Consider the following 14,655-nt stretch of genomic DNA (forward strand, 5'->3'; position numbering starts at 1 on the left):
GGAGATCGCTCATGCATCATCTTCTAGTAGTCATCCGCTGCCCGTCGCAGCCCGTTATGACGGAACTGGTGGCTGACGCCTTACGTCGCGCGGCCGTCGATTACGCGGTCGAACTGACCCTGCTACCCTCCGCGGAGGCCTTGTTGCCGGCACATTTCGGCCGCGCGGATGCCGTACTCCTGATCGGAGATCAAACGCCACTGCCCGAGGGCGCGCCGCCCGCGCTGACGCTCACGCCGGAAGACGCGCTGACCGACCCTTCGCGCGCGTTGATTTCGGCCATCGCCCTTATTCCCAGCCGGCCGCTGGGCTTGACGATCGTCGCCGTGACCTCCTGCCCGGTCGGCGCCACGCACACTTTTATGGCTGCGGAAGGGCTTGAGATCGCGGCAAAGGCAATGGGGCACTACATCAAAGTGGAAACCCAGGGCTCGGTCGGACAGCAGAACCCCCTCACCGCCGAGGAAATTGCCGCGGCGGATCTGGTCATCATCGCCGCCGACACGCAGGTCATGCTGGGGCGTTTTGCCGGCAAGCGGGTGTACCGCACCTCGGCCGGCCAAGCGATCAACCGCGGCGCGGAAGTCATAGAGAAAGCCATTGCGGAAGCGGCGCCGCTCGCGGCAACCACCCCCGCAGAGACCGAGAACGCGCCTGCGGCCCATGGCGCGCCAAGCGGACGCGCCACCCCTTACGTGCACCTGATGACCGGGGTGTCCTTCATGCTGCCCTTCGTGGTCGCCGGCGGCTTGATCATCGCCATGGCTTTTGGCCTCGAAGGCATCTATGCCTACGAGGAAAGCCACCGCGGCACGCTCGGCTGGTCGCTCTTCCAGATCGGGGGCAAGGCGGCATTCGCCCTCATGGTACCGGCGCTCGCCGGCTACATCGCCTATTCGATCGCCGACCGCCCCGGGATTGCTCCGGGCATGGTGGGCGGCATGATCGCCGCCAACATGGGTGCCGGCTTTCTCGGCGGCATTGCCGCGGGGTTCATCGCCGGATACGGCACCGACTGGATCGCGCGGCATCTTCGGCTGCCGCGGCACCTGGCGGGGCTGATTCCGATCGTGCTGCTGCCGCTGATGGGAACCCTGCTGACAGGGTTGTTGATGGTATACGTCATTGGAACGCCTGTGGCCTTCATCATGGAAACCCTGACCCGGGGGCTTGCCGGGCTGCAGGGAGGTAGCGCCGTATTGCTGGGCTCGCTTATCGGCTTGATGATGGCCTTCGACATGGGCGGCCCGGTGAACAAAGCAGCCTACACTTTCGGCACCGCATTGATCAGCGCCAACGTTTGCGGCCCCATGGCCGCGGCCATGGCGGCGGGCATGACGCCGCCGTTGGGCGTTGCGCTGGCGACCTGGTGGTTCCGCGACCGGTTCAACGAGGAGGAGCGTCAAGCGAGCAAAGCCACGGCCATTCTTGGGATGGCCTTCATGACCGAGGGAGCCATTCCGTACGCCGCCCGTGATCCGTTGCGCGTCATTCCCGCGTTGATGGTCGGTTCGGCGACGGCCGGCGCGCTGACCATGAGCATGGCGATCGAACAATGCGTACCGCACGGCGGCATTTTCATCCTGCCGTTCAAGCAATTGGTCTCGGAACCGCTGTTGTTCGGCATGAACGTCGCGCTAGGCAGCGCCATCACCGCCGTGTCGCTGCGCCTACTGAAACGCCCGGTCGGCGTCTAAGCGACCGTGCGGGCAAGCCAGCAGCGGCAGGCCGCCGCCAGCGCTGACGAGGCTTCGCCCACCGCCGTCATGTGTTCGTGCAACACGGCGGTATCGGGATCCGCGGCGCGCTCCTCCAGCGCATACAACAGCTCCGCGTAACCCGCATTGACGTACAGCGCCGCGCTGCCCATGCGATGGGCGATGCGCGCGAGCGTGGCGTGATCCCGTTCTTTCCAGGCCGACCGCAGCTTGGTCAGATCTTCCTCGTCGCACGCCACATAACGCTCGATCAACGTGCGAACGTCCGCCAGACTGTTCTCGAACATGTCCAGCAGCGCGTCGATATCCGGCCCGCTCGCCCTGCCCTCGTCAGCCGGCGCGACGGATGCGCCGCCTTCCTCGCGCAGAGGAATGCCGAAGCGTTGCAGCATGGCGCGCAAGGTGACGAGACTGACCGGCTTGGTCAGATAATCGGCCATCCCCGCCTGCCGCCCGGCTTGAACATCCGACGGAAAGGCGTGCGCGGACAGCGCCACGATCGGCACCGCGGACAGCGCCGTATCCGCCTTGAGGCGCCGAGTCAATTCAAAGCCATCCATCTCCGGCATGGCGATGTCGGTCAGAACCAGAGCGACCTGATCCGCTTGACGCAGCTGTGCCAGCGCCTCCGTGCCGGAAGCGGCGAAACGGGCATCGACGCCCAAGCGCCGCAGTTGCGCGCGCAGGGTTGCCTGATTGATCGGGTGATCCTCGACCACCCACACCGCGCCCTGACGCAACGGCGCCGCAACCGGCGCGGGCGCCGCGGGCGCGTTCTGCGCAAGGGCCGCCGGCGGCAACGCCTCGCAGGGAAGGCGCACGCGAAAACAACTGCCCGCGCCGAGCCGGCTGACGACGGTTACCGTGCCGCCGCACTGGTCAAGCAACTGCTTGATAATGGCGAGCCCCAGCCCGCTGCCGCCGTACTGACGCACCGTTGAGGCGTCCGCCTGCGAAAACGGCATGAACAGCCGCGCCATTTGCGCCTCGCTCATGCCAATGCCGCTATCTTCCACGTCGATCTGCAGCCAGCCGTCCTCATAATCGAGCCGCACGACGATTGTCCCTTGATCCGTGAACTTGACCGCGTTGGACAGCAAATTGCCGATAATCTGGCCCATCCGATATGGGTCGAGCGACAAGGTCAGCGTGGCGTCGGCCGGCCCCTGCAGATGACAAGTCACGGGTTTATCGGCCACGTCCAGGGCGGCACGCTGGGCATCGAGCAAGTCGCTGACCAGTGCGCGGATCGTCACCGCCTCGGGCGCGAATTCGACCGTGCCGGTTTGCAGACGCGTAAAGACCAGCACATCGCTGATGACATGCAGCAATAAGCTGCTCGATGTCTTGATCATCGCCAGCGACTCGCGTTGCGATGCCGTCAACGGCTCGCGCTCCAATAGCTCCAGCATGGCCATGACGCCGTTGAGCGGCGTGCGGATTTCATGGCTCATCACCGCCAAAAACAGCGAGCGTGCCTGGCTTGCCTGCTCCGCCTGCTCCTTCGCCTCTTGCAGCGAGCGGTTGCTGGCATGCAGCGCTTGCTGATAGCGCAGCACCGCCGACAGCGCATTCTCCGTCGGACGCAGCATCAGGCGGCGCAAGGCGAAGTAAAACCAAAGCAACCCCAATAGCGCCGCCAACCCGACAAAGGCATGCGGCACCAGCTCGCGCCATTCGACGCCCGGTTCGCCCGCACGCGACGGCGAGTACAGCAACTGCCATGGCAACTGGGTCAACTGCAGTTTCAGCAGCAATTTGCCGCCGCGATGCGCGGTTTCCGTCATGCCCGCCTGGTTCGCGGCGGTGAGCCCGGCCCAGCGCGGCAACTCGGCGCCTTCGGAAGCGTATAGCGTGCGATCGCCGTCCTGCAGCGCAAACCAGCCCTGCCCGGCGAACAGATTGTCGATGCGCGCAAGGGGTATGGTCTGAACCAGTACCGCTTCGCGCCCGCCGATTACCAGGCCGATATAGGCGGCCACGCAATCGCACACTTGCTGATTGTTGAGCCGAAACACGGTCCACTGCGTCTTGTCGGCGGGCATGGGCGGCAGCTGCCGCGCCCAGGTCAGCATATTCGGCAAGAAGGCATGGCCCTGTGCCGCCGGGTAAACAGACAGATAGTCGCCACCGCGATCGATCAGCATCAGCGACCCTTGCCATGGCAGCACCTTGATCTTGCCGTAGGCCTGGGACATGACGCGGCCGATTTCCGACAGATCGACCGACGCGCCGCCGCGGCGCCACAAGACAGCAAGCGCCTGTTTCGGCAGACCGGGCGGCGCCAGGCCAAGGGCCTCAAAGCCGTCAGCGGCCGGATAACGCGCCGAGGCGCGCAGGCTCGGTCCGTCATAATTCCCGCCGGCAATACGCCGCAGATAAACGTCGATGAGCGCGCTTTCGTAATCGAGCGTCTCTTGCACCGGCATCAGCCGGTCGTACGCCTGGGCATGCACGAGCTGCAGGCGGGCTTGATAACTGGTGTACACCACCAGGGCCACCGCCAGCATGGCCAAAAACAGCATGATGGCACCGCCGCGGCGCAGCAATCTGGCCGCGCGGGCAAGCGAACCGGGATCGAAATCGTCTTGTTCGCGCATTACGGGGAGGGATCGGCGGCGGAGCCGTCGGCAACGCCCAGATCGCCGGCCAAGCGGAACAACTCGGCATCGCTCTGGATGTTCAACTTGCGATAAGCCGTTTGTTTTTGCGTGCTGACCGTCTTGATGCTGCGATTGAGCCGCGCGGAGATCTCGCTGACGCTCTGGCCGGCCAACAACAGCCGCACCACGACCATCTCGCGCGGCGACAGGCTGAGAAAGGCTTGTTCGAAGCCCGAGGCGCGCTTGTAATCCCCCTGCAAGGAAGGGTCGATATACAGCGAGCCTTGAGCGACGCTGCGCACCGCCTCCCGCAGCAGGTCGCCGCTTTGCGTTTTGCGCATGAATCCGTTGGCGCCGGCTTCGATGCAACGGCTGGCCAAGGCCGCCGAGGCGATGCCGGAAAACACCAACAGACGCGTATCGGGAAACATGCGCGACAGGTATTGGATCAAGGCAATGCCGTCGAGCTCGCCGGGCATCGAGTAATCGAGTATCACCAGATCGCAACGCTGTTCGCGCAAAAGCTTGATCAGTTCAGGGCCGGAGGCCGGTTCGCCGACGATGTTGAATTCGGGATCGCCGCGTAAAACGGTTTTCAATGCCAACGACACCAACGGGTGGTCGTCGCATATCGCGGTATTAATCAGCATAGGCTTCTCTTTTCTCCTCCGATCACCGATGATAAGCGGTCAGATTATGATGATTTTTTTTGACATAATAGTGCAATTATGCCGGCAAAATTTAAGAATAACCTGATGAAATCATGAGGAAATCTGACAAAAGCCATGAGAATGCCGACTGAACCGATCATCTTTCTGCTGCACGACAATCCGTCGGCGGCGTTGGCCACCCATTCACAAGCCCTACCGGGTTATCCGTTTGCAAGCACGTTGCCCTTCGTGCCTGACTCGGCCCATTGCCCGGTGTTCCTGATCAGCGGGCTGGCGGAACATACTCGCAACCTGCGCGCCGACGCGCGCGCCAGCCTGTTATTGCAGCCGGCCGACACGGCAGAGCCGGAAGCCAGCCCTCGTCTGACCCTGCTCGGCGACGTCGCCGCCTGCGCGGCCGACCCGGCGCTGGTTGCCCGCTATCTGCGTTACCAGCCCGGCGCGGAGCGCTATTTGGCACTGGGCGACTTCGCCTTTTACCGTTTGCAGCCGCGACGCCTGCGCATGGTGGCGGGATTCGGCCAAATGGGCTGGGTCGAGGCGCAAGATTGGGCTGAGCTTGCTGTGCTGTCGCCAGACGACGAGGCGGCGCTGTTGGCGCGGGTCAAACCGGGACATGAGGTGCTGGGCATCGATTGCTACGGCATCGATTGGCGCCGGGATGGCCGCCGGCAGCGGCTGGCATTCGAACACGCGCTCGACGCCGGCGCCATTGCCGAGCGTCTGAGCGCGCAAGGCGTGATTGACTAGGGTTGGCGCGTCGGCTGCAGCAGGATCTGCGCGCGCAGGTCTCGCGCCACCGCATGCACCAGCTGATTGAGCAACGGATAGCGCTCCGGCGCCAACACCGGCGCATTATCCTTGAGCACCAGTTCGCGCCGCACCTCCACCGCGTGGCCGACGCGCCGATACGCCGATTCGTAATACCCCAGCGGCGACTCGGTGCGGGTGGCGCGCGGCAACGCCAGCACGTCGATGCCGGCAGGCAGTTGCAAGGTGACGGTTTCCTGGTAGTAGCCGTTATCGAGCATCGTCGGCGTGCGCCGCGTCGGCTGCGCGCCGCCCCAGCTGACGAACGAAGCCAGACCGACCACCGTGTCGCCGCCCGTGGGCAATACCACGGCGGTCGGGCCGCTCAAATCGACATATTCGGGCAGCGTCAGCGCCGACTGATAGCCGAACGACTTGGTCAGGTCGTACATATCGCCCAGCATCAGCGTGCCGCTGCCCTGCAGGCCGCGATTGGCCAGCATCTTGCCGGCCGCGTCGCTCTCGGTACCGGGCGACACCCCCGACAGCGCCGCGCGCGCCATGAAATCGTAGACCCCTTTCAAGCGAATCACGCTACCGCCCTTGATGCTGCCATCCGGCAACAGCGACAACTGGCTATCGATCTTCACCTGGTCTTGCTCCGGCGTGGAAATCGGCAGCGTCATCAGCTGCGGCGAGCCCTTGCCGTCATCCATCACCAACGCCGTCTTGCCCGCCTCGGTATCCGGCAGAATGCCGAATGGCGCGAACTGTGCGGTGGTATCGACGAACAGGTTCCACTGCGGCAGATAGGTGATGGCGTGATTGAAGGCGCCGGTCGGCACCGCCACGCGCGACAACCACCAGCCCTGATCGGCGTTGATCAGGACAGGGCTGCTCTTGATGTTCTTGGCCTCCAGCAGCGCCTGATAGAGCGTGACGTGGTCTTTGCAGTCGCCATAGAGCGCGCGCGCCACCGTCTCGGCATCATGCGGCACCACGCCGCCGACGCCGAAGTAGATGGCGACATAGCGGATGTTGTTGCTGACCCAGCGGTATAACGCCTCAGCCTGCGCGCGCGGATCGCTGATGCCGCGGGTGATGTCGTTGGCGAGCTGACGCAGATAGGGCGTGACCGCCGCCTTGGGGTTGGCGCGGGCGGCATAGTCGCGCGCCAGCTCGTCATAGCCCGACAAGGTCGAGATCGCGATACGCGGACTGAAATCGACTTCGCTGATGGCGTCGCTCTCCGGCGCCTCGGCGACATTACGGCCCACATGCCAGTGCCAGCTGCGGTACCCGGCGCGAATCGGCGCAATCTCGCCGCCTTGGACGTCGATGGTTTCGACGTCCAGCTTCATGCCGCGCGGCAGATGCACATACAAATCGGAGGACTCGCGCGCCTCGTTGCGCGAATAGAACTCCTGCATCGAGAACACCCCGGGGAACAACGGCTCATGCGCGACGCGGCGGAAATGCACATGAATTTGCGCACCGGCCGACAGCGCCGGAAAAATCACGTTCAGCACTTTGGAATCGTCGAACATCGGCGCGTCGGCGCTTTCGCTGCTCTGCTGCAGCAGGATGCCATCCTTACCCACCGGAATTTTCTTGCCGGCGGCGCTCACCGTGTACGCCGACAGCACCTCGACCGACTGCAACGAACTGCTGAATTGAATCGGATACTGGCTCAGATCGTCGACGCCGCCTTGGGTATTGACGCGCAGATCCTCGGTGACGTCCTCGGTATAGCCGCCGCCCGGCTTGACATCGTAAACCGCCACCGAACGCAGCACGGTATAGGACGGCGTGAAGTTCGCCGCGACGACGGGCAGCGCCAGCAGGACGCCAACCAGAAAAAACAAGCACTTACGGTCCATGCCAGATCCTTGCGCAACACAGCTGTTTCACTCGACTAAAAACCGCTATAGCATGGGACGCCAATAGCAATTCGCATTATGCACGATATACGCGCGCAAACTAACCCGAGCCCACATGCCGCTTACCGTAACCGTTCTGGTGGAGAACCGCACGACGCAGCCAGACCTGGCCCGCGCGCGCGGGCTATCGCTGTTTCTCGACGACGGCGAGCGACGCGTGCTGTTCGACACGGGACCGGACGCGCGCCTGATCGGTCATGCCGCACGCCTGGGGGTCGACTTGGCGGCAGTGGACACCATCGTGCTGTCGCACGGTCATTACGATCACAGCGGCGGCCTGCCGGCCCTGGCCGACTGGTATGCGGCGCGCGGCTTGCGCCCGCGGCTGATCGCGCACCCCGGCGCCTTCGTCCGTCGCCGTGTCTTGCTTGGCTTGGGACGCTGGCGCTGGTCGCTGCGGGAGCTGGGCGCCCCGCTCTCGCTTGACGAAGCCCAAGCCCGCTTCGATCTGCACTTGTCGGCCACGCCCCACGGTTTGGCCGGCGGACGCATGCATTTCCTCGGTCACATCGCGCGCCTGCCGGCCTACCGTGGCGGCCGGCGGCTCGGTTGGAAGCAAGCCTATCACGGCATGGCACCGGACGATATCGACGACGACTCCGGCCTGGTCTGGCAAGGAAAAGACGGGCTGGTGGTGATCAGCGGCTGCGCGCACTCGGGCATCTGCAACCTGACCGAAGCCGCGCGCGCCGCCACGGGCGATGCGGCGGTGCAAGCGGTGCTCGGCGGCTTTCATTTGCGCAGCGCCGGGCCGTTCGATCTATGGCGGACCAGAACGTATTTCAGGCAATTGGGTGCGCCGCGGGTGGCGGCTTGCCACTGCAGCGGATGGGGAAGATATTGGCTGCCGGCGCGCGAGGACATCGCCACCGGCAGCCGACTGACATTCAATTAACGCGACATCACTTCGATCATCACGTCCTTGATCACGAAGCCGACGACGCCGACGCCCAACACCAGAAACAGCATCGCCGTGCCGAAGCGGCCGGCGCCGGATTTCTTGCCCAGATCCCAAATAATGAAACCCATGAACACCATCAGGACCGTCAAGCACACGCCCATGCTGATATTGGTGAATTGTTGTTCCGACATCGCCATCGTCAATCCCGCAAGCAAAAAAAGGACAATATTAATCAAACGGTTGCCAAATTAAAAGGCCGCTCCTCGCGAAACGGCCCGGCTGGCTTATTTCTTCAGCTGCCGGTGATGCGCGGCAATCCGCATGCGCAGCGCATTGAGGCGGATGAAGCCGGCGGCATCGGCGTGGTTGTAGGCGCCGCCGTCTTCGTCGAAGGTGGCGATACGCGCATCGAACAGCGAATCGGCCGAATCGCGGCCCACCACGTAGACCGCGCCCTTATACAGCTTCAACCGCACCCAGCCGTTTACCGAGGCCTGCGAGGCATCGATCATCTGCTGCATCATCTTGCGCTCAGGCGACCACCAGTAGCCGGTGTAGATCAGATTGGCGTACTTGGGCATCAGTTCGTCCTTGAGGTGCGCCACTTCGCGGTCGAGCGTGATCGATTCGATGGCGCGGTGCGCCTTGAGCATGATCGTGCCCCCCGGCGTTTCATAGCAGCCGCGCGACTTCATGCCGACGTAACGGTTTTCCACCAAGTCGAGCCGGCCGATGCCGTGCTTGTTGCCCAGCCGGTTGAGCTCGGTCAGTACCGCGGCCGGGCTCATCGCGTGGCCGTTGATGGCGACGATGTCGCCGCCGGCATACTCCAACTCCAGATATTCCGCTTCGTTAGGCGCGTTTTCCGGGCTGTTGGTCCACAGCCACATGCTCTCTTCCGGCTCCTTGGCCGGATCTTCCAGCACCGCGCCTTCATACGAGATGTGCAGCAGGTTGGCATCCATCGAGTAGGGGCTGCCGCCGTTGCGCTTCTTGGAAATGTCGATGCCGTTGGCCTCGGCGTAGTTGAGCAGTTTTTCGCGCGAGAGCAGATCCCACTCGCGCCATGGGGCGATGACCTTGACGTCCGGCTTCAGCGCGTAATAGCCGAGCTCGAACCGCACCTGATCGTTGCCCTTGCCGGTACAGCCGTGCGACACGGCATCGGCGCCGACTCGGGTGGCGATCTCGATTTGGCGCTTGGCGATCAGCGGCCTCGCAATCGAGGTGCCAAGCAGGTATTCGCCTTCATAAATGGCGTTGGCGCGGAACATCGGGAACACGAAATCGCGCACGAACTCTTCGCGCAGGTCGTCGATGTAGATGTTTTCCGGCTTGATGCCGAGCGAAACGGCCTTCTTGCGCGCGGGCTCGACCTCTTCGCCCTGGCCGATATCGGCGGTGAAAGTCACCACCTCGCATTGATAGGTGTCCTGCAGCCACTTGAGGATCACCGAGGTGTCCAGACCGCCCGAGTAAGCCAAAACTACTTTATTGATGTCCGACATGATTCATTCCCCACATTTGCTAAAGTCGTACGCAACCATCACGGAAGACCGTGATTCAAACCATCGTTTGGTGCGCCGTCAGGCGCGCAAAGGACTGAGTTGTGTTATCGGCTTCGTCGCAAAGCTTGGGCGGAACTGCCGGCGGAAAGGTTGGACTGGACGTTTGAGAGGACCTGGCCCAGCAATGCCACCTTCGACAGAAGCCCATATCGTCGCGCGCGCACCAGTCGTCGCACGAAGAGGCCTTTGGTCTCTGCGTGGGGCTGGCTGCGATGCGTTGGATATTTGATGGTTTCCGTCATGGTTACATTCCAAAAAGGTGCCATCGCGCACATCGGGTAATGCGCGCAACGGCTCACAAGTACACGCTGGTCTCAAGTCATTCATGCCGCAAGGCAACGTTCCTGGCAGCGCCAAAAACGTACAAATTTGCGACACGCCTTTATATGTATCGGAAATTTCCGCGCCTGACAAGATGTCGGCATAAATTTTTTGCATAGCAACATTAGCGCCATTATCTAATATACCGATGCAAGCGCCTTGCCGCGCCTTCAGGTACAATCCGCCGCATGCTGACCGATGTTGAAAAAGAGGCGATTCGCCACCACTACCGCACCCTGACCCAAAATCTGCCTGGCTTCCGTCCGCGGCCCGCGCAACGGCAAATGCTGGCGGAGATCGCCAACGCCTTTTCGCGCACGCTGGAGAAAAACGGCGAGACCGATCCGCAACGCGAAGGCGAAAGCATCGCCGTGATCGAGGGACCCACCGGGGTCGGCAAAAGTTTGGCCTACCTCTTGGCCGGCGGCGTCATGGCGCGTTCGCGCAACAAAAAACTAATCATTTCCAGCGCCACCGTGGCTTTGCAGGAGCAGTTGATCAACCGTGACCTGCCCTTCACCGTCGACAACAGCGACCTACCGCTGACCTACGCCATCGCCAAGGGCCGCAGCCGTTACCTCTGCCCCTACCGCGTCTATCAACTGACCAGCGACTTCGCCCAAACCGAACTCCTGGCGCCCGACCCCGCTTTCCTTTGGGACCGCAAGCCGGAGCAAGCCGAGCTCGATCAATTGCGCGCGCTGGCCGACGCTTTCGAGGCGCGGCGCTGGAACGGCGACCGCGATCAATGGCCCGAGGTCATCGAGGACGGCTTATGGTCGCGCGTCACCACCGACCGCCACGGCTGCCTGAAAGCCGCCTGCCCCAACCGCGCCGAGTGCCCGTTCTTCCTGGCGCGCGAAACGCTGGAAACCGTCGACGTGGTGGTGACCAACCACGATTTGATGCTGGCCGACATCGGCATGGGCGGCGGCGTAATTCTGCCGCCGCCGGAACAAAGCTTTTATTGCATCGACGAGGCGCATCACCTGGCCAAGAAGGCGATCAACCAGTTCGCCGCCGAACATTCGCTCGGCGTGGCGCTCGCCTGGCTCGACAAGGTCGACGTCACCGCCTCGCGCGCCGCCGCGCTGACCGACAAGGGCGAGCTGGCCGCCCAGGCGGCCGAAGCCGCCGCCGCCTGCACCGAGACCCTGTCCGAATGGCTGTGGCTATTGGAAGGCGAAAAGGCGCTGGCGCTCGATAGCGACAACCTGGAACCGGTGTGGCTGATCGAGGACGGCGTACTGCCCGAGCATTTACGTGACCCGGCCGCCAACATGGCCATCTCGGCGCGCATGGTGTTCAAGCACCTGTCGCAGCTCTCCGACGCGCTGGCGGAAATCCGCAAGGACAAGGGCAGCGATGCGGCGGCGATCGACAAGGCATCGAGCGACATGGGATTTTTGGTGGCACGTGCCGAACAACTGATGGCGCTGTGGGATTTGTTCGAAAAACAACCCGGCGGCGACGAGCCGCCGATCGCCAAATGGGTGGCGCGCACCAGCCTGGGCAAGGGCGACTACCTGTTCTGCGCCTCGCCCGTGAGCGCGGCGGCGAGCCTGGCCAGCACCCTGTGGCGCCGCGCCGCCGGGGCGCTGCTGACCTCGGCCACGCTGCGTTCGCTCGGCGCCTTCGACCTGCTGCTGGCGCAAACCGGCCTCAAATGGCTGCCGCAGGTGAGCTGCATCGCGCTCGACTCGCCGTTCAACTTCAGCGAACAGGGCGAACTCTACCTGCCGCCATTGCTGGCAAGCCCGAAGGACGCCGCCGCGCATACGCGCGAGATCGCCGAGTGGCTGCCGAAACTGATCGATGTCGCCGAGCCGGTCGGCACGCTGGTGCTGTTCTCGTCCCGCAAACAGATGCAGGAAGTCGCGGCGCTGGTGCCGACGGCGCTACGCGACCGCCTGCTGGTGCAAGGCGAATGGCCGAAGAGCGCGCTCTTGGCCGAGCATCAGCAACGGCTCGACGCCGGCCAGTCGAGCGTAATTTTTGGCTTGGATTCGTTTTCCGAAGGGCTCGACCTGCCCGGCGAGCGTTGTGTGCACGTCATCATCGCCAAGTTGCCATTCGCCATGCCGGACGACCCGGTCGGCCGCACGCTGTCGCGCTGGATCGAAAAACGCGGCGGCAATCCATTCACCGAGCTCACCGTGCCGGAAGCGTCGATCAAGCTGGTGCAGGCGGTCGGCCGCTTGATCCGCAGTGAACGCGACTACGGCCGAGTAACTATTTTGGATAATCGCCTGGTTCGACAGAGCTATGGCAAGAAAATGCTCGCCTCATTGCCACCCTTCAGACGTATATAGTTTGTGATAAAATCAACCGGGGCGGTTTAACACCCCCCATGCAATATCAATAACAGGCGGCACAAGGCGGAACATGATCTGCAACCCCTACGAAATCGTCATCCAAGGCCTGACGCACGAAGGCCGCACCTTCCGCCCTAGCGACTGGGCCGAGCGGTTGTGCGGCGTACTGGCATCGTTCGGCGACAAGAAATTGTCCTACCACGCCTATGTGCGGCCGATGCTGTTGGAAGGCGTGCGCTGCGTGGCGGTGGACAAGAAGCTGGAAAAGGTCCACCCGCAAGTGTTCCAGTACCTGACCGACTTCGCCCGCGACAACGACCTGCGCGTCGTCGACTGCCGCACGCTGATCGACGAGATCTATCCGAACCGTTTCTTGGCCTGACTCGCTACTGATCTTTTTCGTCGGCGAACAAAGGCACGCCATGATGCGTCGTAGGGTGCGTTCGCGTAGCAACGCACCAAGAATTGATAAACCCTGTGCCTCGCCAATCCTGCTCACGCCCGCAACCCAGATCCATCAAGTATCTTTCGATTTTGGCCACTGCTGGGCGGAATGCAGCACACGTACAATTTCAATACGCACCAGCTTTGGCCTGAGTCGGTATACCACGACAAAAGGCGTGCGGCTAATCACCATCTCGCGCGTGGACTTCCTCCGGCCTGCAGGGCCTATTTCAGGGTGTTCCACCAAAAGGTCGATGTGTTGTTCTAACCGATCGCCCTGCTCGATAGCCGCTTGAGGATTATCCTGGGCAATATAATCGAGTTGCTCATCACGATCTTTGAGTGCACGAGGAAGCCAAACCAGAATCAACTCGCGCCCCTCTTGGCACGCTTGGCCAGTGCGGCCCGCTTAGCGGCCCAGCCTGCTTTAGCGTCCTCGTTCGACACCCATTGCGTATTTGGATCGTCGGCCTCTTTAAGGCCAATCTCCACCTGAGCGCGGAACCATTCATCGTAAGCCGCCGCCTGATGCGCCTTCTTGAGCGCGGCACGACTGTCGGGGCGGCTCACGGTTTTAATCGTGGCCGGGTCATAGTTGGCAGCGTCTACGTCGAAGCGCGTAATACCCACACCACTGAGGTAGCCGATCAGTGTTTCCATCTTCTTGAATAGTCGCACCTGGCGCGAACGTTGCGCCGCCAGCGCCCGCTCGACCATGCCATACTCGACGACGACGGCCCAGCCTCCCAGCTGGCCAATGACGTGCGCGGCGCGAACCGCTCCGGCTTCGACCAAATGGGTCAAGGTTACATGGTCAATGGTTTCATGGGCAGCCATCATAAACGCCAATTTCGTCAAAAATAACAGATGTAGTATCTTGCAAATATCAGCAATTTGCAATGCGCCTAGCTAATAGCGAATCGAATCAAACCAATCACCCAGCCGATCGCAAGTTCGAACGCCCGGATTTGCCTTGAACCCTTTACGCGCCTCGCTGATGACGTTCGTATCCACAAGATACAAGCTTACCCCCGACTACGTTCAAAGTCCGCGTCGTCACCCACATCGGGCATGGACGCCAAAACATCCACGAAGGCACGCCGCTTAGGCGTCGCCAACGCCGCGCGCAAAATGGCACGATGCTCGGCCTCCATGCTGCGCTCATGCGCCGTCGCTAGACGCTTTAACGCCGCCGCCACTTCTTCATCGACATTCCTCACCACCAAGTTAGCCACCATCTGGCACCCCAAAACGATTGCATTGATTGCGTCATAGTTAGGAGCTGCAATCAATGCAATCATTCAAAACAGCAACAAGCCGTTCACCCGTCAATGTGAACGGCACGCCATAAACGACTATCCCCGTTACCGAGCCGCCGTGTCCTCCCAATAGGCCAGCTTATAGCTGATGACCGCCAGCAATGC

General features: G+C 62.4%; 13 protein-coding genes and 1 pseudogene. 5 read left to right on the top strand and 9 right to left on the bottom strand.

All coding sequences use genetic code 11. The features are described from left to right. Window positions 1-11: 11 nt before the first annotated feature. Window positions 12-1,697, top strand: a complete 1,686-nt coding sequence (locus JOZ06_RS16955) for a PTS fructose transporter subunit IIC (protein WP_293234559.1) — start codon at window positions 12-14, stop codon at window positions 1,695-1,697. Here the strand turns inward: JOZ06_RS16955 and JOZ06_RS16960 are convergent. Beyond that, window positions 1,694-4,318: an ATP-binding protein gene (locus JOZ06_RS16960; protein WP_293234561.1), complete on the bottom strand. Its 2,625-nt coding sequence runs from the start codon at window positions 4,316-4,318 to the stop codon at window positions 1,694-1,696. The genes JOZ06_RS16955 and JOZ06_RS16960 overlap by 4 nt on opposite strands. Next, a complete protein-coding gene (locus JOZ06_RS16965; protein ID WP_293234563.1) occupies window positions 4,318-4,971 on the bottom strand; it encodes a response regulator transcription factor in 654 nt (217 codons plus the stop codon). Before JOZ06_RS16965 ends, JOZ06_RS16960 begins: the two co-directional genes overlap by 1 nt. A gap of 135 nt (window positions 4,972-5,106) precedes the next feature. Here JOZ06_RS16965 and JOZ06_RS16970 point away from each other — a divergent pair, with 135 nt between their 5' ends. After that, entirely contained in the window at window positions 5,107-5,742 is a 636-nt protein-coding gene (locus JOZ06_RS16970; RefSeq protein WP_293234565.1) for a pyridoxamine 5'-phosphate oxidase family protein, read from the top strand. On the opposite strand, the gene JOZ06_RS16975 is transcribed toward JOZ06_RS16970, so the two are convergent. Continuing rightward, window positions 5,739-7,622 (bottom strand): DUF3857 domain-containing protein, encoded by a 1,884-nt coding sequence (locus JOZ06_RS16975; protein ID WP_293234567.1) that lies wholly within the window; start codon window positions 7,620-7,622, stop codon window positions 5,739-5,741. The genes JOZ06_RS16970 and JOZ06_RS16975 overlap by 4 nt on opposite strands. Window positions 7,623-7,737: 115 nt before the next feature. Between JOZ06_RS16975 and JOZ06_RS16980 the strand changes: the two genes are divergently transcribed. Next, window positions 7,738-8,577 (top strand): MBL fold metallo-hydrolase, encoded by an 840-nt coding sequence (locus tag JOZ06_RS16980; protein ID WP_293234569.1) that lies wholly within the window; start codon window positions 7,738-7,740, stop codon window positions 8,575-8,577. Here JOZ06_RS16980 and JOZ06_RS16985 read toward each other — a convergent pair. The 3 genes from JOZ06_RS16985 to JOZ06_RS16995 form a co-directional block, all read right to left on the bottom strand. After that, window positions 8,574-8,774, bottom strand: coding sequence for a DUF2788 domain-containing protein (locus JOZ06_RS16985; protein WP_293234571.1), 201 nt, complete (start codon window positions 8,772-8,774; stop codon window positions 8,574-8,576). The two genes, JOZ06_RS16980 and JOZ06_RS16985, sit on opposite strands and share 4 nt — an antisense overlap. Window positions 8,775-8,867: 93 nt before the next feature. Beyond that, window positions 8,868-10,091 (bottom strand): argininosuccinate synthase, encoded by a 1,224-nt coding sequence (locus JOZ06_RS16990; RefSeq protein ID WP_293234573.1) that lies wholly within the window; start codon window positions 10,089-10,091, stop codon window positions 8,868-8,870. A 104-nt stretch (window positions 10,092-10,195) separates the two neighbouring features. Further along, window positions 10,196-10,393 (bottom strand): hypothetical protein, encoded by a 198-nt coding sequence (locus JOZ06_RS16995; protein ID WP_293234575.1) that lies wholly within the window; start codon window positions 10,391-10,393, stop codon window positions 10,196-10,198. Between the two features lie 267 nt (window positions 10,394-10,660). Here JOZ06_RS16995 and dinG point away from each other — a divergent pair, with 267 nt between their 5' ends. Continuing rightward, on the top strand, window positions 10,661-12,784 hold the full coding sequence (gene dinG, locus JOZ06_RS17000; RefSeq protein ID WP_293234577.1) for an ATP-dependent DNA helicase DinG: 2,124 nt from the start codon (window positions 10,661-10,663) through the stop codon (window positions 12,782-12,784). A gap of 73 nt (window positions 12,785-12,857) precedes the next feature. After that, window positions 12,858-13,142, top strand: a pseudogene (locus tag JOZ06_RS17005) (DUF3579 domain-containing protein); the annotation flags it as partial. A gap of 162 nt (window positions 13,143-13,304) precedes the next feature. Here the strand turns inward: JOZ06_RS17005 and JOZ06_RS17010 are convergent. The 3 genes from JOZ06_RS17010 to JOZ06_RS17020 form a co-directional block, all read right to left on the bottom strand. Continuing rightward, entirely contained in the window at window positions 13,305-13,601 is a 297-nt protein-coding gene (locus tag JOZ06_RS17010; RefSeq protein ID WP_293234579.1) for a type II toxin-antitoxin system RelE/ParE family toxin, read from the bottom strand. Beyond that, window positions 13,598-14,071, bottom strand: a complete 474-nt coding sequence (locus JOZ06_RS17015) for a hypothetical protein (RefSeq protein WP_293234582.1) — start codon at window positions 14,069-14,071, stop codon at window positions 13,598-13,600. Before JOZ06_RS17015 ends, JOZ06_RS17010 begins: the two co-directional genes overlap by 4 nt. A gap of 185 nt (window positions 14,072-14,256) precedes the next feature. Then, window positions 14,257-14,532, bottom strand: coding sequence for a hypothetical protein (locus tag JOZ06_RS17020; RefSeq protein WP_293234584.1), 276 nt, complete (start codon window positions 14,530-14,532; stop codon window positions 14,257-14,259). Window positions 14,533-14,655: the final 123 nt, after the last annotated feature.

The organism is Paludibacterium sp. (assembly GCF_019232825.1).
Taxonomy (GTDB): Bacteria; Pseudomonadota; Gammaproteobacteria; order Burkholderiales; family Chromobacteriaceae; genus Paludibacterium.

Coding starts and splice junctions, on each gene's coding strand:
- JOZ06_RS16955 (WP_293234559.1), top strand. CDS start 12: ATGCATCATCTTCTAGTAGTCATCCGCTGCCCGTCGCAGCCCGTTATG.
- JOZ06_RS16995 (WP_293234575.1), bottom strand. CDS start 10,393: ATGACGGAAACCATCAAATATCCAACGCATCGCAGCCAGCCCCACGCA.
- JOZ06_RS16980 (WP_293234569.1), top strand. CDS start 7,738: ATGCCGCTTACCGTAACCGTTCTGGTGGAGAACCGCACGACGCAGCCA.
- JOZ06_RS16975 (WP_293234567.1), bottom strand. CDS start 7,622: ATGGACCGTAAGTGCTTGTTTTTTCTGGTTGGCGTCCTGCTGGCGCTG.
- JOZ06_RS16985 (WP_293234571.1), bottom strand. CDS start 8,774: ATGTCGGAACAACAATTCACCAATATCAGCATGGGCGTGTGCTTGACG.
- dinG (WP_293234577.1), top strand. CDS start 10,661: ATGCTGACCGATGTTGAAAAAGAGGCGATTCGCCACCACTACCGCACC.
- JOZ06_RS17015 (WP_293234582.1), bottom strand. CDS start 14,071: ATGATGGCTGCCCATGAAACCATTGACCATGTAACCTTGACCCATTTG.
- JOZ06_RS16990 (WP_293234573.1), bottom strand. CDS start 10,091: ATGTCGGACATCAATAAAGTAGTTTTGGCTTACTCGGGCGGTCTGGAC.
- JOZ06_RS16970 (WP_293234565.1), top strand. CDS start 5,107: ATGAGAATGCCGACTGAACCGATCATCTTTCTGCTGCACGACAATCCG.
- JOZ06_RS16960 (WP_293234561.1), bottom strand. CDS start 4,318: ATGCGCGAACAAGACGATTTCGATCCCGGTTCGCTTGCCCGCGCGGCC.
- JOZ06_RS16965 (WP_293234563.1), bottom strand. CDS start 4,971: ATGCTGATTAATACCGCGATATGCGACGACCACCCGTTGGTGTCGTTG.
- JOZ06_RS17020 (WP_293234584.1), bottom strand. CDS start 14,532: ATGATTGCATTGATTGCAGCTCCTAACTATGACGCAATCAATGCAATC.